The following is a 23,161-nucleotide window of genomic DNA, read 5'->3' on the forward strand; positions in this document are numbered from 1 at the left end:
AGCGAGAACACTTATTAAATTGTTCTCGCTGAACTATTATATTTTATGACGTATCTATTTTTTGACTACGCAGTCGACATCCAAACAGACGTTCACATCAATGTACTTTTTTTGAACCTTTTTTATGTCAAAATCACTCTTTTCAATAAAGACAAAATGTTTGAAAAAGTGCTTAAAATAAAGGATTCTTATCCTTTGCTTCGTTGTAGCAACACTACGCACTCCACGTGATGCGTATTTGGAAAAAGATCCACCGGCTGTACCTTGGTCAATTTGTACCCCAATTCCTCATAAAGTTTAATATCACGCGCCATGGTTGCCACATTACAAGAGATATAAACGATTTTCTCTGGTTTTACAGAAGTACTTGCTTTGATAAAACTTTCTGTCAAACCTTTTCGTGGTGGGTCGACAAAAATCACAGTTGGCTTGACTCCATCTGCCACCCATTTTTGCATAGCGGATTCTGCACTATCACAGACATAGGTAACATTATCAATCCCATTTCGAGCAGCATTCTTCTGACTATCAAGGACAGCCTTTTCAACGACTTCTACACCGTAAACATGCTTAACTTGTTTTGCAAAGGAGAGACCAATTGTCCCAATACCCGAATAGGCATCAATCACGACATCATATACCGACAATTCTGCAAAGTCAATGGCGGTCTGATAGAGTTTTTCAGCCATTTCTGTGTTGACTTGATAGAAAGACGGTGCAGAAATTTCAAATTCATTACCCAACATGGTATCTGTAATAGTTTCACTGCCATGCAAAAGACGGAATTCTTGACCGAATATAGCATTGGTATTCTGGTCATTAATATTCTGAACGATAGAAACAAGATTTGGAAATTGGCTTGTCAAACGCTCAACAAGGGTTTCAACACGGAAAATCTTCGGACGAGTCGTAACTAAAACTAGCATCAACTGACCTGAATAATGACCACGACGAACAACAATATTTCTCACAAGTCCTGTCTGTTCTTTCTCATCGTAAGGCTTCAAGTCTAATTTTCTCAACAGGTTACGTGTCGCTAGAACCAAGGCATCAATTTCCTTATGTTGAATGTAAAAATCCTCAATCGGAACTAAATCATGTGAATTTTTTCGGAAGAATCCTGTTTCTAACTGCCCATTCACACGACGAACAGGAACAGCTGCCTTATTGCGATAAGCAAGAGGATTGTCCATTCCCAAAGTATCTGCTACTGCTATTTCTGGCAGACCTGCAATCTTACGTAGATTATTCTCAACTTGTTTTTTCTTAAAAGCTAGTTGGGCTGGATAAGTGAGATGCCCCAAGTCAGCAATACCTGTTCTTAGATAGGTCAAATCCAAGTCCTGATTACGGTCTTGTGAGAAGCTCTGCCATTGCTCCACCTTACCAAAACCAATATTTTTCTTAAGTTTTAAGATGCGCATGGAAATTTTCTCGCCTGGAAGAGCATTGTCTACAAAGAAGACAAAACCATCAATTTTTGCCACACCCTGCCCCTCATGTGTCAAATCTACAACTTCTACTTCGACAATATCGTTTTTCTTTAACATAATTCTACTTTCTATTTTTGGACCACTAAAAAAGTGACCGAAGTCACTTCTAGTATACCATATTTCTTAACGCAAGCCTAACTCAGCCAAGCGCTGCTGGTATTTTTCAAAATTAACACGAAGAGCCATACCACCATACATATCATAGTCGTCAATCCAGTCTCCATTTTCTGGGATTGTAACACGTTCGATACCATTTGCCGCATCCAATAGAAGGCCTGGTCCCTGTAGCCACATAAAGCTTTGTGGCACTGTTGTCGGAGTCATCGCCACAACCTTACCTATAGCTTCGGAGCCAGAGAATAGTTTCATTGGATTTTTAGCCTGTGTCATAACAGCAGATAGCACTTCCTGTTGACGTCTGGTACGACCAAAATCACCTTCATCATCCGAACGATAGCGCGCGTAGTTAAGCAAGGTCTTACCATCCATCTGCTGTACACCGACCTGAATCGTTTGATAAGCAGGAGCATTTTCTTCCAGCTGTAAATCATTCGGCACTTCTACTGAGCTAACGACTTCACCATTAATAGTTGAAAACTGTGCATCAATCGTTACGCCCTCAGGGAAAAGTGTATCAATCGTTGTCGCAAAGGTTGCAAAATCCACCATCGCATAGTACTTGACATCGATGTCAAAATTATTCTTCAACGCCTTCCGAACTTCTTCAGCCCCTTGCTGATTATCCTGTTCTCCCAAAGTATAGGCAGTATTGAGTTTATATTCATATCCCTCAATATCCACCAAGGTATCCCGCATAAAGCTAACAAGTTTGACTTTGTTATCCGTGTTATTCACATTTAAAACCATGATGGTATCCGTTCGAGTTTCACCTGAACTTTCGCCAACACGACCGTCTGTTCCCAAAATTAAAATATTTGTCCCATTCGATGTATCTACGCCGTTGAAGACCTCAGCTACTGGCTTCTCACTCACGCTATTCATACCTTTGAAAAAACTATAGCCCATCGCTACAATCACTAGCGCTATAGCAAGCAATACGAAACTAATAAAGCGCTTGAAACCACCCTTTTTACGAGCTTTTTTAGGTTTAGGTACTTTCGCTTTAGGCTCGATACGAGGAGACTGAAACCGTTGAGGTTTGGCTTGTCTTGTTTTTCTGGATCTACGTTCAGGATAGCGAGGCAACAGTTCCTCTTGCTCATCATCCTCTTCAAAATAATCTTCCTCGAAGTCATCTTCGTAAGCCGTTGGTGTGAAGCTACGTAGAGATTGCCTTGGACTTCCATGCCGTTCTCTCAGCTCTTTTTTATATAATAGATAATCCAACTCACGACTTTCTTTGTCATTTAAGTAGTGGATATTTTTTTGCAAATAATCTAACCTCAATTGTTCATGATGGGTTAGGATATTATTGTTTTTATTCATCTGTCTTCATCCTAGCTGGTCATATAGACCAGGTAATTCCCTAGTACTTTATAGTTTATATCTAAACTAGTCAATTCTTTTTGAGAATAGGCTAATAATTCCTCAGACTGATTGTCAAGGTCCAGTATGAAAAAATACTCACCCAAAGCCGTTTTCAGGGGTCGGCTTTCTATTTTTGTTAAGCTGATTCCTCTCCATGAGAAAACAGACATGGCCTTATACAAGGCTCCTGGCAGGTTATCTGGCAATGTCAGTGCAAGACTGACTTTTTTAGCTACTTGTTCCAGGGCAATAGACGGAGCCTTATCCCCCAAAATCCAAAAGCGTGTAAAATTCTCGCTAATTTCCTGGATGTCTTGCGCAATTACCTCCAGTCCATATTCAACAGCTGCTGCTTGCGGAGCAATTGCCGCAAATGGTTGTTCAGGGTGTTCTGCCACAAAGCGAGCAGCATAGGCTGTACTAGCTGTTATTTCAATACGAGCCTGAGGAAAATGTTCCTGAATATATTTCTTCCCCTGAGAAATTGCCTGCGGATGAGAATAGATAACCTCTACAGCCTTATCAGCACTCGTGGCTAACAGTTGTTGGGCAATCGGTTGAACAATCTCTGCAACCGCATGAATCGCCGCCTGATGAAAGAGATAGTCAATCGTTTCATGAACACTACCTTCAATCGAGTTCTCTACTGGAATAACGGAATAGGTAACTTCCCCCGTTTCGTAGGCCTTGATAACCTCTGTAATCGTTTCAAAAGCCTGCAAATCCGCAGTCGGAAAGGCCTGCTGGGCCACTTGATGTGTAAAAGAACCACGAGGTCCTAGATAGGCTACTTGCATAAAATTTTCCTTGCTACTTGTTCTGGATTCAGTTTATCTGTATCGATTACAGTATCGGCTAAACCTTGATAAAGTGCCATTCGTTCACGATAGAGGGCTTCAAACTCTTCCTTACTACACTGTAAAAAGAGAGGTCTTTGCGACTGTCTATCCTTACGAATTCTCTGATAAGAAACTTCAAAGGAGGCAGTAAGAAGTACATTGTCCTCCCTATTTGCCAACAGCAATTCCCTGTTTACTTCAGATTTAATCACACCACCACCAGTTGACACGATACAATTACTAGGTAAGTCCAGCAATTCTTTCAACACCTCTGTCTCCAGTTGTCTAAACGAAGCCTCTCCTTCAAGACTGAAATAGTCAGCAATAGGCATACCAATCCGTTCTTCAATGATATGGTCCATATCGTAAACGGGGAGATTTACCAAATGTGCTGTTGTTGTTTTTCCAACTCCCATAAATCCAAGTAAAACGATTGGCATACATTCTCCTAATCCATCAAACTATTTAAGTGTTCAAAGAAGGCAGGATAGCTAGTATTGATAGCTTCTGCTCTTTCCAATACAACTTCTCCATCTTTGGCCAACAAGGCGGCAATGGCAGTCATCATACCGATACGGTGGTCACCAAATGTATTGATTTCAGCACCATGTAAAGCAGTTGGTCCGTGAATAATCATACCATCTTCTGTTGGTTCAATAGTTGCTCCCATACTATTTAGAGCATCTGCAACAACCTGAATACGATCCGTTTCTTTAACTTTCAACTCCTCAGCATCACGAATAATCGTTGTTCCATGTGCTTGAGTCGCTAGTAAGGTAATAATTGGCAACTCATCAATCAAACGAGGAATCAATTCGCCTGCAATCTCCGTAGCCTTCAATTCCGACGTTTCAACTGTAATGGTAGCTGATTTTGCAAGTTCATCTATGTTAGAAAGAGTCATTTTACCGCCCATAGCTTTAATGACATCTAAAATACCAGTCCGAGTTTCATTGATTCCCACATTTTCAAGGATAATTTTTGAACCTGGTACGATTAAGCCTGCAACCAACCAAAAGGCAGCACTTGAAATATCTCCTGGAACTGTAATCTCTTGGGCAATAAACTCCTGACCACCTTGGATGCGGATTTCCTTGCCATTGACTTCCAACTGTCCACCAAACTGGACAATCATATCTTCTGTATGGTTTCGAGTCAACTCTTTTTCTACGATGACCGACTCTCCCTCAGCCTGCAAGGCAGCAAAAATCAGAGCTGATTTTACTTGGGCAGAGGCTACAGGGAGTTGGTAGAGAATTGGTTTTAAATTCTTATTCCCTTTGATGGTCAACGGAGGTAGGTCACGTTCAGTTTGTCCAGAAATCTCTACTCCCATTTGACTGAGTGGAATAGTTACTCGGTCCATAGGACGTTTGGATAAGGAATCATCACCAAACATAGTCGCCTCAAAATCTTGACCTGCTAAAACGCCTGAAATCAAACGAATCGAGGTTCCAGAATTTCCCATATCCAAATCATTTTTGGGTGCTTGAAGACCATCAAAGCCAACACCGTGTACTTCAACAATATCACCATTGTCTTCAATTTTTACACCCAAATCACGAAAGACCTGCATGGTTGACAAGACATCTTCCCCACGTAAAATATCGTGGACACGGGTAACACCTTTTGCAAGGGAACCAAAAATAATAGAGCGATGACTAATTGATTTATCTCCTGGGACACGAATCGTTCCCTGTAGTTTTTCTACGCTTCTTCTTAATTTCATATCCTTACCTCAAACTAGTATCACTTCTATTTTATCATATTTATAAAATATTTTCTGATTTTTATGACAATTACTTGTGAAAAATCAATCTCTATTACATTTTGGGAAACAAAAAACTAAAAATATTTACTATAAAAATTTTAATAAAATCTATAAAACAAATGTAGATTATGGTATACTAATGATAATAAATTGTTATCGGTAGGAAGTTTAATTATGTCTCGTTGGAATCAATTTTTAACAGAAATTACTTATTCAATTATTCAAGCACATACAGCTCAAAAGTCACTGTCACTATATATCCCGTTCGAAGATTCTTTATCAAAATCCTTAGCATTTGATACAATATCACAGGAACTATTGGAAAGAGAAATTGACGGAAATGGCACAGTATTGTATAGTGATTTCGGAGATAACGATATTACAGACGAGTATAAACTTTCATTTACAGAAAAATTTTTCAAGCCTATTTCAGTATCTGTTAATAACTCGATACAAGGATTTGGAACAGCTGGTCTATCATTAAAATATGATTCAACCGAGATAGAGAAGAAAATACTAAATAATAGCAACAACTACAGATTAATATTTCTAATCCAACATTGGGAGTGGCTGGGGAGTGAACTAAAATTATTTTTTATACGCCTGATCAATAATATCTCCCATTATGAAAAGCAATATAATAAATCAATTATTATTGTAATTGGAGGCTCGGAGTTAAAAAATAATGATATTAGATTTTCAAAAAACTTTGATGTTCATCATTTTGAATTAAACGATTTAAAAGATACTTTAGGTAATATTATACAAACTTCAAACATCTCTGATAACTTAGTAGATACACTGTATCCTCTAACAAAGGGAAACTTAGAAAAAATTTATAATTTTATTTTACTATCACAGAATAATTCTAAGATTGAAAAGTTATTAGATGATTTGTTAAATACGATTGAAAAGGACTTTAGAAAGAATAAAATTGAAATTGATTTCATTTATCAGCTATCAGTACTTCCTGAATATTTCAATCCATATGATGCCGAAGAATACTTCAATTTAAAAACTTTTCAAATTGAAAAAGCTATTGATATCTTAAAAAAATTACTAGTCTTGATTCCTGTAAAAAATAGAACAAATTTTTATAGTCTGATATTGATTATGAAAGATAAGCTTCTTTTAACGGTTGAAAAAGGACAAAAAGAAATCTATAGACGGTACTATCATTATCTATGCGGAAAGGAGCCATTTAATTACAGACTAAAGATAGAAATTTTAGCAAGACTTAAGGAGAGTCAAGAATATTTATTATCACTATACTTACTCTGGTATGAACATTTATTAAATCAAAACGAGATATTAGAAAGCGAAAAAAAGAGTTTATATAAACTTGAATTTCTCACTGAAGAGACTAAATCAATATTTTTAAAATGTATTAAATACAAATATACAGATGGTGCCAACTCCCTTTATAAAGAAATCTTACCCGAAAGTTCTTTACTATCTTCAATATTATTAAAAAATGATATCAATTTTCAGGGAAATACATCACAAGGTTCTTCTTTTCATTCACTTTGTGATACACTTTACGACAATATATTATCCGAAAGTGACAAAGATGTCATTATTGAGCCTGTTCACTATCTTTCATGTATTTATATGCTACTACCTCATTTAATAGATAAATTTAATGAAATAGATAAATTTCAAGTTTTAAATGAAGATATCGTAAATAAATTTTATACAACAAAAGATATTGAGCAAAGTGCACAATATCTTAAAAATATCTATTTAAGAAAAAGTTTTTTATACAAGGATAACGATAGATCAATCGATGATGCAAACAAAGCTTTAAAATTTTTTAACAATCTTGATGATAAAATTGAACAGTATTACACACTTGGTAGTCTTCTAGGATTATTACTTGTTTCTTCTGACTATGAGCGAGCAAATCAAGTGAAACAAGAAATAGAATTATTATCAGATAAATATAATCTCCCACTATACTGGAAATCAAAAAATAATTTTATTGTACTAGACTTTCTTTCAGGCTTGGAAGGAGAATTTGATTATTGGAAATCTCAATTTGAAAGCATTCTTGCTGAATATGATTTAAATGATGTGAGTAAACACTTAATATATACAAATCTATGTTCAATCTCTCTGTATTTTTCTAAAACAGAAGAGTACAAATGCTATAAAACGAGACTTGAAGAATTGATGGAAGTTGATGATTTAGCTGATGTCAACGATACTTCAATAGATGACTTTTACCGCTATTTTTTCGGGTGGTTTGAGTTTTGTAAATCATTGCTAGAGAATAGTCACCAGCTTGCTAAAAATAAATATTTACAATTACAAGATTTTTATCCAATAATCTTTAAATCAGAGAAAAAAATGCTGATTGAAAAACATCGCCGCTATGGAAGAATTTTTGAATCGGATGTAAAAACAGGAAAGGAATTTTCTGAATTTCTATCACAATCTAAGTTCTCTTCAAAGGAGTGGACTTACTATCGAATGGGGCTTATGCTGACTGATATACAGTATACTAGTGCATTATAAACTACTTAGTATTACTAGTTTGTGAACATCGGTCATTGTAAATCCATATTGTTCGAAGTTATAATTAAATGAACTATGGTCAGTTGTGTAAGGCATTGTTGCAATATCGAATACAAAATAACTCCCATCTGACTTTATTCTAAAATCAACTCGTCCGTAAGTCGTTATACCTAAATACTTGGCGAGTTTTTTTGTTGCCTTTTTTAATTCCGTACATATTTGCTGATTTTCTAACATTTCAAATGAATAGCTATTACTATCAGATAGTTCGCTTGTCAAAATTTCTGAAGAAGATACGATTTTTACTGGATTTAATACAAGATACTCTCCTTTAATATTAAAAAATGGGACTTCAACTTCAATTCCTGAAATATACTCTTGCAAAAGAAAATCTGTTTTTCCAATATTTTTCCACTCAAAATTATCTACGATTGAATCATTGGAAAGATTAATACTTGCTGATTCTGAAATCTCTTTTCTAATATATTTTTGAGTTTCAAAAGGCTCACCTAATACTTCGCCACCTTTTATACAAACCGTTTTAGGTGTTGAAATATTAAACCTATCTGCAACAGCTCCCCAAATAAATTTATTACGACATAATGAAACCGTTAGCGCATTGGAACCTGTATAATCAATACCAAAATAGTCACAAAAAGATGGAATCAACGATTTTTTTCCTTCTTTTCGTCCATCTCTAGCCAAATTATAAACTAATAATGTTTCTTTTGATAAGCATGAATAGTGTTTTAATATATATTCTACGAAATCTATTTCAGTGTAAAAAACATTCAAACATAATCCAGTTTTTAACAATGCTGAGGCTATCTCCTCAAATTCTGATAGCGAAAAAAATTCACTATCAGATGCATGTTCAATTGTAAAATAAGACATTTTTTTAGTTTGCATTTGCAAATTGGCAACCAAAAATAGATTAGTTTTTTTGCATTCTTTGTCAAATTTTTCAAGGTAAGATTTTATTAACTTTTTCACTATAGAACTCCTTTCTCCTACCGATAACAATTTATTATCATTAGTAAATTGATAAATTATCGTATATAATAGCTTTATTACGACATATTAAGGAGATTATATTATGAATTACGACACTATCCAGAGATATCTTGACTTTTGTGCTATTCAAAGACGACTTAGTTCTCATACTATCCGAGCATACAAATCTGATTTACATCAGTATTATAACTTTGGGACCAATGATATTAGGTCCTATCTTACTTTTCTCAACCAACATATAAAAAAGACTAGCACGCTAAAACGTAAGATTGCTAGTCTTAAATCATACTATAAATTTCTGGAAGAAGAAAAACTAATTTCAAAAAATCCCTTCCATCAGCTTCGACTCCACTACAAGGAAGAGAAAAAGCTTCCTAAAACGATTTCCTTGAAAGATTTACAAAAAATATATTGTTTCGCCCACCAACAAATAGAAAATTCTAAAAATAGGCATTCTAAGCGGAAAGCTATGCGAAATCTACTCCTTATCTCGCTACTTTTATCAACTGGGCTACGCATCTCTGAATTATGTAATTTAAAACTTGATAATATCAATTTGGAAAATAGAACCATTCAAATACTCGGAAAAGGAAAGAAAGAGCGATTACTCTATATTGGAAACGATGAAACACTTTCGTTACTTGAAGACTATATAGCGCATCATTGTGGTCATTCTAGTTATCTATTTACCGGTGTGAAAAACGATGATCATCTTAAAGAACAAAGTGTGCGCTTAATTCTGAAAAATATTTCTCACTCGCTACAACTGAAAAAACATATCACTCCACATATGTTTCGACATAGTTTTGCAACTATGTTACTTGATAATGGTGTCGATATTCGACAAATACAACATTTACTGGGTCACAGTAACATCAATGTGACACAAATCTACACTCATGTCTCTCAAAGCAAGCAGGTAGAAATTCTAAGTGAGCATAATCCTCTTAACCAAATCACACCACTACTTCATACATAAGTAACCGCAAACCAAGTAAACTTGTCCTAAATCACTGAGCCGGATTGTCATAGAACAGTACCTTATCCAAGATTGTTTCTAATATTTCTTGGTTGATAGATTGAAAGAATGTGACTTCCACTTTTCCGAGACGAATTTTCATCAGAATATCATTTCTGCCTTTCTTCTCAAAGCGGCGAGATTGGGGAACAGTCAATGGGACGATGGGGTGTGACATAAAAAATCCTCCAGTTTTGTTTTTTATAACAGTATACTGGAGGAGGGAGTGATTGGATAGATGCCTTGTTATTAGGCAGTTACCATAAAAAACGTTCCAGAGTTTTATGCTTTGGAACGTTTTTCAATATACTCCGTTATTGGGCGGTTACAAAATATGCAACCATTATCAACCATTTATCAGTGCTACTCTTAAAACATCTCCACAACCCTTGCCTATCTAAGATATAAAATGAATCCATTAAAAATAACAATTGTGATTATAGTAAAACTTCAAAAAATACAATTAACCCTCATATTCTAGCTGACTCTTCAATACTTATTCTGAAAACATTCCGGACTACCAAAACATATCATTCTTGATAAAGAGTTGGAAAAGAACTATTCCAAACACCACATAGAAATTATTAATCGTAGTTATGTTCCATAATTAGGAGAATTTTACTATATATTCAAGAAAACTGTCACTTTATTAAACTTCTTCAAAAAAGGTATCTGGTCGATTTGGATCAAAAATCTCATTGCAGGTCATAACTGTAACTAAATTTTCTGTATCTGATAGATTAATAATATTATGAGTCCAACCAGGAATCATGTAAATGGATTCAATAGTGTCTCCAGATACTTCAAATTCCACAAATTCACCTGTGACAATATTTCTCTGCTGAATCAGACCTCTGCCACTAACTACTATAAATTGCTCCCACTTGCTACTGTGCCAATGTTGCCCCTTGGTAATACCTGGCTTGCTAATATTGATACTAACCTGACCACAATCAGCTGTGTGTAACAACTCCGTGAAAGAACCTCTATCATCCACATTCATTTTTAGACCATATTTGAACTTTTCTGTCGGCAAGTAAGTCAGATAGAGTGAAAATAGTTTTTTCGCAAAGGAATCGGCTGGTATCTTAGGCATCATTAAAGTCAATGGTTGTTGCTTGAAGGATTGCAAGAGAGCAATAATTTCTCCCAAGGTAACACGATGAGTGGTTGGAATCCAAGCATATTTGCCATTAGTATCCTCAACTGGAGTTAGCCCCTCATAGTTACAATAAACTTCCTTGCCCTCCAACAAATCCAACATACCATCTACTAAATCATCAATGTAGAGCAGTTCGACTTCCGCCTTGGGATCTGAAACAGAATAAGGTTGATCATTAGCAATCGCCCAACAAAATGTTGATACAGCCGAATTATAATTGGGTCTGGAATGCCCCATCAAATTTGGGAAACGGTAAACTGCTACTTTTACTCCCTGTTCCTGGCCATGTTGAAAGAATAATTCCTCTCCTGCCAGCTTGCTTTTCCCATATTCTCCCTCAGCATAGCGCCCAATTAAGGTTGCCTGGATAGAAGAAGATAACATGATAGGGGCCTTACTATTGTACTTTTTGAGCTGTTCCAATAGCTGGCTGGTAAAGCCAAAATTGCCCTGCATAAATTCTTCGATATTCTCTGGACGATTCACACCCGCAAGATTAAAAACAAAGTCCGCCTCTTGGCAATATTGCTCTAATTCCTCAATCGTCGAGTCTATATCATATTCAAAAATGGACTGGATATGGATATTGGGTCGCGTTCTGTTTTTTCCACTTTGAATCGTCTTCAAGTGATTTACCAATGCTGTTCCAACCATTCCCTTTGCGCCCGTTACTAAAATTTTCATAGGAAGTCTCCTTAGTATTTGCGCCAAACCATCTTATTGACGATGCTAGTGTAGGACTGAATGATTTTTACAACCTTATCTGAAACATTTTCATCCACATAATCAGGTACTGGCAACCCTAAATGTTTGTGCTCATTCATAGCTACAGCCACATCAACTGCCTGCAGAAGACCAATTTCATCAATTCCAGAAAGGATGAAATCTGCCTTATCTAAGGCTTCTGGGCGCTCTGTACTGGTCCGAATACAAACTGCCGGGAAAGGCTTGCCAACTGAAGTTAAGAAACTCGATTCTTCTGGTAGAGTTCCTGAATCAGAAACGACAGCATAAGCATTCATCTGTAAACAATTATAGTCATGGAATCCTAACGGCTCATGCTGGATAACACGTTTATCCAAAACAAAACCTGATGATTCCAGCTTGTTTTTACTGCGTGGATGGCAAGAATACAGAATTGGCATATCGTATTTCTCAGCCATCTTATTTACAGCAGTGAACAAACTGATGAAGTTCTTGTCGGTATCAATATTTTCTTCACGGTGCGCAGACAACAGAATATAGCGCCCTTTTTCAAGACCCAAACGCTGATGGATATCCGAAGACTCAATTTTTTCTAAATTCACCCTCAAAACCTCAGCCATCGGCGAACCTGTTACATAGGTTCTCTCCTTAGGTAAGCCATTGTCAGCCAGATAACGACGGGCATGCTCAGAGTAAGCCATATTGACATCAGAAATAATATCTACGATACGGCGATTGGTCTCTTCAGGTAAACACTCATCCTTACTTCTGTTTCCAGCTTCCATGTGGAAGATAGGAATATGCAGGCGTTTAGCACCAATAACAGAAAGACAAGAGTTGGTATCACCTAGAACAAGTACTGCATCTGGTTGAATCGCAACCATTAGCTTATAGCTTTCTGCAATAATATTTCCCATGGTCTCACCCAAATCACTACCTACCGCATTCAGATAGACCTCTGGATCTTCCAAATTCAAATCGTGAAAGAAAATACCATTTAAATTGTAATCATAGTTTTGACCAGTATGGGCTAGAACTACATCAAAATAACGACGAGTTTTCTTAATAACCTCTGATAGGCGAATGATTTCTGGCCGAGTTCCAACAATAATCAAGAGTTTTAACTTGCCATTGTTTTTCCAATTTACTTCTGTATATTTTGTCATTCCTATTTTCCTAACTTTGCCATTTCTTCTTGAATGTAGGCCAGGGAAGCAATTTTTTCCTTGGTTTGTTCTACTGATAACAACTCTGTATTATTGCTATTAAATTCTGTCAGTGGATTACGATCAACATCTCCTTGATTGAAATATTTATCATAATTCAAATTGCGATTGTCGCAAGGAACTCGATAGAAATCACCTAAATCAATTGCATTGGCGCATTCTTCATTTGTCAATAAGGTTTCATACATTTTTTCCCCATGACGAACCCCAATGACACGAATCGCTTCTTTATCTCCTCCAAACAACTCACACACTGCTTCTGCTTGTGTTTGAATCGTACAAGCAGGAGCCTTCTGAACAAGAATATCTCCTGGTTCCCCATTTTCAAAAGCAAAAAGGACCAAATCCACAGCTTCTTCCAGGCTCATGATAAAACGTGTCATGCTACCATCTGTGATTGTCAGTGACTGACCTGATTTAATCTGATCAATCCAGAGAGGAATAACGGAACCACGTGAACACATAACATTTCCATAACGAGTACAACAGATTTTCGTTTTTGTAGTTGTTCGACTCTTAGCCACAACAACTTTTTCCATCATCGCTTTAGAAGTTCCCATAGCATTCACTGGATATGCAGCTTTGTCCGTTGACAAACAGATAACACTTTCAACACCTGCGTCAATAGCCGCTGTCAGCACATTCTCCGTTCCAATCACATTTGTCTTCACTGCTTCAATAGGGAAAAATTCACAAGATGGCACCTGCTTCAAAGCAGCCGCATGAAATACGTAGTCCACATCGTGCATGGCATTTTTAACCGATTGCAAATCACGGACATCTCCCAAGTAGAAACTAATTTTATGTGCAACTTCGGGCATTTTAGCCTGAAATTCATGGCGCATATCATCCTGTTTTTTCTCATCGCGAGAAAAAACACGAATTTCTGCAATATCTGTCGCCAAAAAGCGATTTAACACAGCATTCCCGAAAGAACCTGTTCCACCTGTAATTAATAGTGTTTTTCCTGAAAATAATGACATTTTTTCTCCTTATCCTGCTTTGAATAATTTATAATATTTGTAAAGTAAATCAATACTTAAGAGCATACAAATAAATACAATAAAATACCGTGCAAGTACATTTTCTAACAAAAACATTCCTCCCACTGTTGATACTAACATTAATAAAACTGGGAAGACATATAGTTTTATAGAAAATACATCGCTATCTAACTGTCTCACTTTTACATAATGTAAAACAAATAAAACAATGTACGATGCTAGACTAGAATATGACGCAGCTACCGCTCCATATTGAGGAATAAACACATAATTAAGCACAATATTAAAAGTAGCAACAATAATAGTATTAGTGGCAACAGCTTTGGTCTCTTTTAAATAGTATTCTAAATTAACAAAAGTAGAAGTTAAAAACATAAAATATGTTGAGGCAATGATAGGAGGAATATTGGCAGCTGAATCATAGTAAGCAGGCTCAACCATGAACACCAATACCTCATAAAAAACCATAATTAGTACAATACAAGCCAGTAAAGAAATCCAAATAAATGGTGATACAACTTGGTTTATTAATTGCTTTTCTTTTTTAGAATATTTCTCTGTGAACCACGGTAACCATAAATTTTCAAGTGTTGTCGTCATAACAAGTGGAATAAGACCAAACTGATATGCCAAACCATACAACCCAGCTTCACTGCTATCCCACCAAAATAATATCATAGTCCTATTAGCTTGTGCCAAGACAACTGTAGATAATAAGTGGAAGATTACTGGAATAGAAAATTTAAGCGCATAACTCCAATATTCTTTTTTATAAATTGTCCTCCCTTTTAACCAATAGATAATCAAACAAATGAGCGCTGTCACAAATAAAACAAGTGCATTAGGTAAAATTCGACCTAAATACCTATCCGTCTCAAGGTTTTGAATCCAAAAAATTGAAAGCAAAATAATGACAATGTTGGGTATACTCTGAGTAATTGTTCGTAAAAAATACCGATAGTCTAAAACAAGACGCCATTGCACCATTGTTACCATACTTACTGCATAGGCCTGGAGGCAACAATACAATATTATTTCCAATGAAAAAACATTTGGAATAAAGAGAGAGATTATACAAATCACTGTGGTCTGAATAACCGCACTTAGGGTTCCGAGACCAAACATGGAGGACAGATAATTATCCATCTCTTCAGGAAAATCAATGACAGCAGAACGAACCGACTCACTAATAGACAAAGTCAATACAACAGATAATATACTAGCCCAAGACAGATAGGTTGTAACAACCCCATAATCTGATGGAGAAAGTAGACGAGTAAAAATAGGAACAGTAATAAAAGCAATCGCCTTGTCAAAAATGTTTCCTAGTAGGTAAAAAATACCTGCTCCGAATAATTTCTTTTTCAATTATAACCTCTGTTTCATCTTATAAGTAACGTTCACAAAAATTCTGGGGTAACGAGTCAGAAAAAATATCTTTTACTTCTGAATAAGAAAGCGGTTCGATAGAATTTTCTATGAAGTTCTTTATAGCCCTATAACCCATTGTACTCAACAACTCATCATTTGGAATTGCTATGCTATGTGGGTATCTCTTCAAAAAAACTACATTTTTATCTCTATCATTTTGGTAAACATAAATAATTTTCTTTCCTGTCGAAATGTAATCGAATGTTTTTCCAGCAATTTGTTTTCCCTCAGGTGTCCCAAACATAATTAATACATCTGCACTACCAATCGCCTGGTAAGCAACCTCAGACGATACAGTCCCATAATTTAGAATTGATGATGACTGAGAGGAATAGGTGTTAATCAAGTCGCTACAATCTCCCCTATGGTATATAGACATTTTAAAATCTACTTCTTCAGAAAGTTTTAATAACATTCTTAAAAAATTCTCTGGATTTCTTTCTCGCTTACTAAGGGAACCAGCATAAACAATACTAATGGACTTTTGAGAATTTAATTTTTGATTGCTCACAAACTGATTTGGTGCTAACAATGGGAGTTGGCACGACTGAATTGAGTCCTCAACTTTCTCTTTTTCATAAACAAACGGAATCATGACATATGTCCCTTGGCTAGCCATTTTCTTTTCCATCTCTATACGACACTTTTTTCGGCGCTTCCTAAATATACTTGGTAAACCCACATCAATTAGTTCGCTCCAAAAATCTACTTGATAAATGATTGAATTAATCTCGGGATATTTCTTACTAAAATAATAATTAGCTAGTTGAAACTCAAATGGAGCAGCTATTGATAGGATAGTGTCTATCGGATTGTCTTGATGAATTGCCTGTATTTTTTTTACAATTTTGTTCACCACAATATTATCTACTCCAACACTGCTACTATTTCGAACTATGTTTGATAAGATTTTTTTTGACTTATACAATATTCTCCATATTTTTTTAGATTTCCTCTTATTTATTTTAGCAGATAGATAATCTTCATAATACCAACTCCAATTAAAAACTTTTTCTGAAAAGTTAGCTCTCGCATTATCATAGGGGGATTGATACGTTAACAAAGTTATCCTATATTTATTTTGTACATAGCTAGCTATCCTATGCGCAATAATACCATTCATACTTGCATTAGGATAGTATGAATCCACCAAAATTAGTAGATGTTTTTCCTTATTCATATTGTTCCTCATCAGCCCTACTTAATATGTAAATAAAAAGAAAATAAAACAATAAATTTTTTCCCATAAAAAGTGTAGAAACAAAACATAACATAAAATTTACTAATACAATAATTTTCGCAATAGTAACTCTACTATGGAAGTAAGCTCGTAGATAGAGTATTACAATGATAGAAGAACCCACAATACCTAAACACCATAGATTAAAAGCCCAAGCTGGATAGAAATAGTGCTCCAGCACATTCCCATACCCTGATCCAAGTAATACCCTACCTATATCAAAACTGAATATCCTTTCGTAAATTTCAGTACGGCCATCTAAAGCGGAATAATTTGTACCTGTAGAAAATAGTCTTGATAAAACACTTTGACCAAAACCACTCTGTAGAAAGAATGCTACTGCTATCAGTCCTATTACAATTAGAAAAAACATTTCTTTTCTGACACGAATAAACTTAGTACGACTCAATTGTTGTAGTAACCAAAAAACCAAAATACCCGCTATAGTAAGAATCCCCATTCCAGAGGTGGATAAGACTATTCCTAATGCTAAGAAAATAGCATTAAAAATATCATTTTTGGGCGTATCTTTATATCTAAATAGATATATTATTACACCAATAATAACATATTCAAAAAAATGAGCTGGTTCGTAAAATAAAGAAGTAGGTCTAAATAAACTAAAACTCGTTATATCCAATCGTTCTCCATATCCTTCTGCAACTAACATCATATTAATGTACCCTGGTAAATTGAACCGAATAGTATAATATAATGCAACTTGTATGAATATGTAACACGTGCATATTTTAGTTACTTTTAAATAACTCTGCACAAAATAATCTTTGTCAATAATACCTCTGGATGTACTTAGGACAAGAATAAATATATATAAAATATTCTTAAAAGCTCTCACATATACAGAACCATTCGTTAAATAAATCTCCTTTCCAAAAATAGTCGGAAAGTAAAGACTTATTACAATATATATAGCATATAGAAGCCAAGGAAAGACTATTTGTTTCTCAAGAACTATTTTTCCTTGTTCATGGATTACAAATGGTAAGAGCAATAATAACACTAAGGTACCGAAGTCAAAATTAATCTCTGAAATTCCATAAATCGATACTAGGGGAAGTAAAACAAGCGCCCATGTATAGAGTTTAGAAACACTAAATTTTTTTGCCATCCCAATATCCTTTCAAACATTTTATTAGCTTGGAAATTTTACATTCTTCAAACAGGATAATGCTAATCAAGTATTTATGTAGAGAGACTTGGTATGGCAAATATGCACGTTTCCACTTTCTTCTTAAGTATCTTTCATTCCTAAATATATAATAGTATCTGATCGGCGATAAATGAGGAATAGATATTAACCTTCCAAGAAATTTCTTTTTTATAGTATTTCCTAATTCTTGATAAATAAAATAATCTGATAATTGAATTATTTGATAACTACATTGCAATAACCTAAAACAGAAATCTTGATCGATTTGACCAATAAATAATTTTTCGTCAAATCCTCCAAGTTCTTGATAAGTACTGCTTCTGAATGTACTGCCGGAGGTAATAACCCAATGCTCTGAATGAGGGGAAGCTACAATTTCTTCTGAGAATATTCGCTCGCCAGTCGATTCACTTCTATATATGTATTTTATATTTGGTGCTACTAATCCAACAGCTTTTGTTTTTAAGAGTTTATCAGCCATTTTCTTTACAATATTGGCTTCGCAAAACGTATCTTGATCAAGTGTTGTTATAATCGTCGCGCCATTTTGAATTGCTAAATCGCAACCAATTTTTAAAGCTGAAGCTAAACCAACATTACTAAATTGTGGAATGTACTTAAATTTTTCATGGCTATATAAATGGCTATTATTACCATCCGAATTATCTATGCAATAAACTGTAGCAACATCATCAATGTAACTATCTATATTTTCAATTACTTCAGAGTTTGGATTAAACCAAACCACAATCGCAGCTTGTATATTTCTCATAAACAGATTTCACCCCCTCAATCAGATAACAGCAAGTCAACTAATTCACTCCATCCTTTACTAAATGGCTGCAAAATTTCCTTTGCTACAACATTACTATATTCAGGATTCCCATCAATAATGGATCGTAAAATAGTACTTAGTTCTGTACCATTATCAGGATTAAAAAATAATGCTTTTGAATATGTCCCCAATGTTTCATGTGCATAGGGTAAATCAGACAAAATAATATCCTTCTTTGTCCGCTTAAATTCTGAAATTGGCAACCCCCATGTCTCCAACTTTGATGGAAAAATCAGCCCCGAAGCTTCCTCATATAATTGGAATATTTCTTTTCGAGACTTCTTCCCTAACCATTTTATCTGAGAAAGGTGTCTATATTTTTCAAACACCATTCTAGAATAACTATTTTCTGTTCCATCTATCGTGAACAATACTTCAAAATCCAGATCTTCAATGTTTTTTACCGCTTCACCAATTACTTCATAATTTTTAAAAAATCTTGGAAAAGCAGGGTAAATCCAAACAGGCTTCTCTTTATTATGTCTATCTATAAAATTAAAATCCTGCTCAACTTCAAATTCCGGATAAGCAACAATGACATTCTTTATTGGGTACATCTCTAAAAAACGATTTCTCATCCAATCTTGTTGAACAATTATCGCAGTAGCTGCTTTTATATTTATTCTATATAGATATTTATAGAAAAGGGAAAACAATGAATTAGTAATACTATATCTAAAGTTTTTTATAGACTTTTTCAGGAAAGGCGATGGATTATGACAGTAGGTATAAATCTTATTAGCCTTTACATTAGGAGTAATGTCATGAAGGGATATCCACATATCTACTTTATTTTTCTTTGAAAAGTAGTAAAAGTAAACATATTCATACCACAATCTCTTGAGATAGCTTCCTCTTGATTTAGGGAACTCAATTAAAGTAACATAATCTTTATATTCCTCAAATAAATCTATCCTATGTACAAAGGCTATAATTTCTTTCTTCAAATGTATGTCTTTTCGAATAAACTCGTTTAAACAATCATAATAAATAGACAATGGCCCACCTTCAAAGAGGTTAATGCCACTGATAACGATTTTATCCCTCATCACCATTCCCCTTTATTCTCTCCCAAGTCCCAGTTATAGGCTCAAATTTTTTCAACGGAACTGCTGGAACGCCTCCAACAATCGTTTTTGGTGGGACATTTTTTGTGACAACACTATTTGCTGCTACGATACTTCCAAAGCCTACTGTGACCCCTGCCTGTATTACAGTACCCTCACCAATCCACACATTATCTTCAATTTTAATTGCTTTTGAAAATATTTTTCTTTCATTTGGCGGCGTTTCAGGACTATCCTGATCATTGCCTATATATGTTCCATGTGAATTGTCAATAAGGAGTACCCGTGAACCAATTAAAACATTGTTCCCGATACAAATTCTTTCTACACAAGAAATCCTTACTCCATCACCAACATTAACTTTAGTCCCAAAAATCAATACTTTCTCTGTATGTTCAGATATGACATCAAACCTACAATGCCTACCTGTAGTAAGTTCTTTTCCAAAATCAATGTACTGCTTACCTCTAATAATTATAGGAAAACGAAGCAAACGCGCTGAAGAAACAACGAATCTTGTTCTAATAAAAAATAGCAGATTAACTATTTGCTCCCACAAACTATAATTTGATTTTCTCATCTTTTTCAATTCCTATCATAATCTGATCCAAACAAGATTCAAAAGCCTCTACGGTGAAATAAGTTTCGAATAATTGACGAACTTTGGCTCGCATTTGTAAATCGTAGGTATAGGAGCTAAAATCCACTTCTTCATCAAAAACATTTAATCCTATTCCTAATTCTGAAACAAATTGCGCTGTGTCTCCTTGAATAGTGTTAATAATAGGAAGACCTGCTTCAAAGTAATCCATGCTCTTCATTGTTAAGCCAACAAATACTGATTGCTTCATGACATTTAGTCCAAAATGACAAGACTGTAAAATGGCATTTTTTTGATGCGCTTCAAAAACCTTTCCATGATTCACAACCTCTATCGGTAATTCTTCAAGCATGCTTAACAATTCTTCCTTTTTCTCTCCATCACCAATAATATGAAATTTCGTAGGAAACACCTTGGAAAAAGAAGCTAATATTGATTTAATAGCCGATAAATCAATAATGTTATTGATCGAACCTAGATAACAAATTGAAATATGTTTGCTAGATAATTCACCTTCTATCGGAATAAGAAGTGGCTTATTTTCACGCGCTAGATATAAAGTTTTCATTTTCGTAATATCAACATATTTTGAAAGTTTTGTTTGATATAAATCACACTCCGTGACCACAAAATCTGCTATTGACAAATTATGATTTCTCAGGTCTCCCCATAAAGTAAAAGGGAAAAACTGTTTTAGTACACTCATAGGCATTGTTTCAGGCCACATATCAATAATGTCGAATATTAAAGTTACTGTTGGATTTGCTTTCTTATATTTAGCTGCCTCTTTAACAAAAGAATTTGGAGGAACTAAAACCCACAACAAATCAATATTTTGGTCTATCTCGCGAAAAATATCTTTTGACAGTTTCCAGTGAGATTTCAAGCGACTGTAAGAAAAATTTTTCTTGTAACTTCTTGCATGTATAAATTTATAATCTTTTTTGCAATCCACTCGATATTCTTTTTGGAAATGCCTATAATCAGAAGCAAAAACTGATACAATCGCTCCTCTTTTCTCAAAATATGTCTTTAATAATTCAACGCGATGTTCATATGTATCAAAACAGTTAACAATAGTAACTTTCATTAGGGTGATTCTTCCGTTAATCTAATAGTCTCTTCAAAAGTATTTACCTGATATTCAAAGTCATAACGACTCATCTCTTTTTCATAAACAAGATTTCCAAATACTTTCTTCACAGTATCCAAGCCGAAAAATAGTCTAATAATTGGATTGAATAATTTGGTGAAATAGATTTTTTTATGATGTGCCACAGCAATCTTACCTACCAGGTCAGATGTGGTAACATATTCTGAATTTTGTGGAAAATAGACGCCTTCTATTTTTCTTTCAATAGCCTGTAGGATAAATTCACAAAGATTGTCAATATGTAGCATACTTCGAGAATTCAAAATTTTAGGAAAAACTGGTGTTTTCTGAGCCAACTTTGAAAGTTTAGGATAATTTCCCTTCGATCCTTTTCCATAAATCATCGGAGGACGAACGATAACAATTTTAAAGTCATCATTGGCTAAGCCTGACAGTTTTTTTTCTGCTTGCCACTTACTATCTCCATAAAAATCAGAAGGAGTTGGAACTGTTTCTCTAGTAATAATCCTTTCTGAACTTGAACTATCACCATAGACGATGATGCTGCTCATAAAGATAAATTGTTGTACATTCGACAGTTTAGCTTTGGAGGCAACTTTATAGGTTAATTCTGTATTAACATCATAGTAAAGTTGTTTCTGACTTTCATCTTTTGAAAAATGTGCGATTCCAGCCACGTGAAACAAGGAGTCATAGCCTGAAAAATCAAACTCTTCCCAATTTGGATCTAATAAATCAAGGGTATCAATTTCAAAATTGCTATCCTTATTTTTTACGTATTCTTCAAACGAAGTTCCAATATATGAGTTTGCTCCTGTTATCAATACTCTTTTCATGACTTCCCTTTCTGCCCTGTTCCGCCTTCGACGACACCTTCACTTTTTGCTACACTAATAAACGTTCCAAAAAAACACTTAATATCAAGCAGAAGCCCCATATTCTCAACATAGTAGCCATCTAATTTTGACTTTTCATCAATCTCTAACTCATCACGGCCATTAATTTGAGCCCAACCAGTCAGACCTGGACGAATGTCATTTGCTCTATATTTATCTCGCTCCTCAATCAAATCGTATTGATTCCATAGGGCTGGACGTGGACCAACAATGGCCATTTCTCCTTTGAAAATATTGAATAGCTGAGGTAATTCATCGAGACTAGTCTTTCGTAGAAAAGCTCCTACTTTTGTAATCATCGCTGTAGGATCCTTCAAAAGATGGGTTGGCATATCGCTTGGAGCATCTACATACATAGAGCGGAATTTATAAATCATGAAGTGTTTTTTATTCTTACCAACTCGTTTTTGTTTAAATAGTACCGGACCTCTAGAATCTAATTTAATTGCCAATGCAATCAATAATAAGATTGGACTTAGAATAACAATAGCACTTCCTGAAATAATGATTGCTAAAATGCGCTTACAAATTGGATACATTTTCATCTCCATTTTTCATTTTATTCTTAT

At 35.0% G+C, this 23,161-nt stretch carries 21 protein-coding genes; 2 read left to right on the forward strand and 19 right to left on the reverse strand.

Annotated elements, in window-relative coordinates; genetic code table 11:
• Window positions 1-188 precede the first annotated feature (188 nt).
• From rlmD to aroA, 5 genes are all read right to left on the reverse strand, one after another.
• Complete coding sequence (gene rlmD / locus ODU39_RS02030) at window positions 189-1,550, reverse strand: 23S rRNA (uracil(1939)-C(5))-methyltransferase RlmD (protein WP_398579739.1); 1,362 nt, start codon at window positions 1,548-1,550, stop codon at window positions 189-191.
• Between the two features lie 66 nt (window positions 1,551-1,616).
• The gene (locus ODU39_RS02035; protein WP_398579740.1) at window positions 1,617-2,939 is read right to left on the reverse strand and encodes an LCP family protein; all 1,323 of its coding nucleotides are present in this window, start codon (window positions 2,937-2,939) and stop codon (window positions 1,617-1,619) included.
• An 11-nt stretch (window positions 2,940-2,950) separates the two neighbouring features.
• Window positions 2,951-3,778, reverse strand: coding sequence for a prephenate dehydratase (pheA, locus tag ODU39_RS02040; RefSeq protein WP_398579741.1), 828 nt, complete (start codon window positions 3,776-3,778; stop codon window positions 2,951-2,953).
• Window positions 3,769-4,260, reverse strand: coding sequence for a shikimate kinase (locus tag ODU39_RS02045; RefSeq protein WP_398579742.1), 492 nt, complete (start codon window positions 4,258-4,260; stop codon window positions 3,769-3,771). The genes pheA and ODU39_RS02045 overlap by 10 nt, the downstream gene beginning before the upstream one ends.
• Before the next feature lie 8 nt (window positions 4,261-4,268).
• Entirely contained in the window at window positions 4,269-5,549 is a 1,281-nt protein-coding gene (gene aroA, locus ODU39_RS02050) for a 3-phosphoshikimate 1-carboxyvinyltransferase (protein WP_398579743.1), read from the reverse strand.
• A 216-nt stretch (window positions 5,550-5,765) separates the two neighbouring features.
• On the opposite strand from aroA, the gene ODU39_RS02055 reads away from it, so the two are divergent.
• The gene (locus ODU39_RS02055; RefSeq protein ID WP_248030678.1) at window positions 5,766-8,108 is read left to right on the forward strand and encodes a DNA repair protein; all 2,343 of its coding nucleotides are present in this window, start codon (window positions 5,766-5,768) and stop codon (window positions 8,106-8,108) included.
• On the opposite strand, the gene ODU39_RS02060 is transcribed toward ODU39_RS02055, so the two are convergent.
• Window positions 8,103-9,101 carry a D-alanine--D-alanine ligase gene (locus ODU39_RS02060; protein WP_105121698.1) on the reverse strand — a complete coding sequence of 333 codons (999 nt, stop codon included), beginning with the start codon at window positions 9,099-9,101 and terminating at the stop codon, window positions 8,103-8,105. The genes ODU39_RS02055 and ODU39_RS02060 overlap by 6 nt on opposite strands.
• 103 nt (window positions 9,102-9,204) lie before the next feature.
• Here ODU39_RS02060 and ODU39_RS02065 point away from each other — a divergent pair, with 103 nt between their 5' ends.
• On the forward strand, window positions 9,205-10,101 hold the full coding sequence (locus ODU39_RS02065) for a tyrosine-type recombinase/integrase (RefSeq protein ID WP_105139270.1): 897 nt from the start codon (window positions 9,205-9,207) through the stop codon (window positions 10,099-10,101).
• A 31-nt stretch (window positions 10,102-10,132) separates the two neighbouring features.
• Here ODU39_RS02065 and ODU39_RS02070 read toward each other — a convergent pair whose 3' ends face one another.
• From ODU39_RS02070 to ODU39_RS02130, 13 genes are all read right to left on the reverse strand, one after another.
• Window positions 10,133-10,318: a hypothetical protein gene (locus tag ODU39_RS02070; protein ID WP_105139271.1), complete on the reverse strand. Its 186-nt coding sequence runs from the start codon at window positions 10,316-10,318 to the stop codon at window positions 10,133-10,135.
• A 471-nt stretch (window positions 10,319-10,789) separates the two neighbouring features.
• On the reverse strand, window positions 10,790-11,986 hold the full coding sequence (locus tag ODU39_RS02075) for an NAD-dependent epimerase/dehydratase family protein (RefSeq protein ID WP_024399709.1): 1,197 nt from the start codon (window positions 11,984-11,986) through the stop codon (window positions 10,790-10,792).
• 11 nt (window positions 11,987-11,997) lie between these two features.
• The gene (gene wecB / locus ODU39_RS02080; protein WP_105139272.1) at window positions 11,998-13,173 is read right to left on the reverse strand and encodes a non-hydrolyzing UDP-N-acetylglucosamine 2-epimerase; all 1,176 of its coding nucleotides are present in this window, start codon (window positions 13,171-13,173) and stop codon (window positions 11,998-12,000) included.
• Window positions 13,174-13,175: 2 nt separating this feature from the next.
• Window positions 13,176-14,216 (reverse strand): polysaccharide biosynthesis protein, encoded by a 1,041-nt coding sequence (locus tag ODU39_RS02085; RefSeq protein ID WP_105139273.1) that lies wholly within the window; start codon window positions 14,214-14,216, stop codon window positions 13,176-13,178.
• 9 nt (window positions 14,217-14,225) lie between these two features.
• Complete coding sequence (locus tag ODU39_RS02090; RefSeq protein ID WP_398580344.1) at window positions 14,226-15,605, reverse strand: lipopolysaccharide biosynthesis protein; 1,380 nt, start codon at window positions 15,603-15,605, stop codon at window positions 14,226-14,228.
• 19 nt (window positions 15,606-15,624) lie between these two features.
• On the reverse strand, window positions 15,625-16,848 hold the full coding sequence (locus ODU39_RS02095) for a hypothetical protein (RefSeq protein WP_398580343.1): 1,224 nt from the start codon (window positions 16,846-16,848) through the stop codon (window positions 15,625-15,627).
• Entirely contained in the window at window positions 16,841-18,037 is a 1,197-nt protein-coding gene (locus ODU39_RS02100; protein ID WP_398580342.1) for an O-antigen ligase family protein, read from the reverse strand. The genes ODU39_RS02095 and ODU39_RS02100 overlap by 8 nt, the downstream gene beginning before the upstream one ends.
• Complete coding sequence (locus ODU39_RS02105) at window positions 18,021-18,851, reverse strand: glycosyltransferase (protein WP_398580340.1); 831 nt, start codon at window positions 18,849-18,851, stop codon at window positions 18,021-18,023. Before ODU39_RS02105 ends, ODU39_RS02100 begins: the two co-directional genes overlap by 17 nt.
• A 17-nt stretch (window positions 18,852-18,868) precedes the next feature.
• Window positions 18,869-19,963, reverse strand: coding sequence for a glycosyltransferase (locus tag ODU39_RS02110; RefSeq protein ID WP_169050563.1), 1,095 nt, complete (start codon window positions 19,961-19,963; stop codon window positions 18,869-18,871).
• Window positions 19,953-20,561 carry a DapH/DapD/GlmU-related protein gene (locus ODU39_RS02115; RefSeq protein WP_136670814.1) on the reverse strand — a complete coding sequence of 203 codons (609 nt, stop codon included), beginning with the start codon at window positions 20,559-20,561 and terminating at the stop codon, window positions 19,953-19,955. Before ODU39_RS02115 ends, ODU39_RS02110 begins: the two co-directional genes overlap by 11 nt.
• Window positions 20,542-21,672 (reverse strand): glycosyltransferase, encoded by a 1,131-nt coding sequence (locus tag ODU39_RS02120; RefSeq protein WP_249562280.1) that lies wholly within the window; start codon window positions 21,670-21,672, stop codon window positions 20,542-20,544. The genes ODU39_RS02115 and ODU39_RS02120 overlap by 20 nt, the downstream gene beginning before the upstream one ends.
• Window positions 21,672-22,532 (reverse strand): NAD-dependent epimerase/dehydratase family protein, encoded by an 861-nt coding sequence (locus ODU39_RS02125; RefSeq protein ID WP_398580339.1) that lies wholly within the window; start codon window positions 22,530-22,532, stop codon window positions 21,672-21,674. The genes ODU39_RS02120 and ODU39_RS02125 overlap by 1 nt, the downstream gene beginning before the upstream one ends.
• Window positions 22,529-23,131 carry a sugar transferase gene (locus ODU39_RS02130; protein ID WP_105139283.1) on the reverse strand — a complete coding sequence of 201 codons (603 nt, stop codon included), beginning with the start codon at window positions 23,129-23,131 and terminating at the stop codon, window positions 22,529-22,531. The genes ODU39_RS02125 and ODU39_RS02130 overlap by 4 nt, the downstream gene beginning before the upstream one ends.
• Window positions 23,132-23,161 lie beyond the last annotated feature (30 nt).

Source organism: Streptococcus sp. 2021WUSS126 (genome assembly GCF_044427255.1).
Lineage (GTDB): Bacteria > Bacillota > Bacilli > Lactobacillales > Streptococcaceae > Streptococcus > Streptococcus hashimotonensis.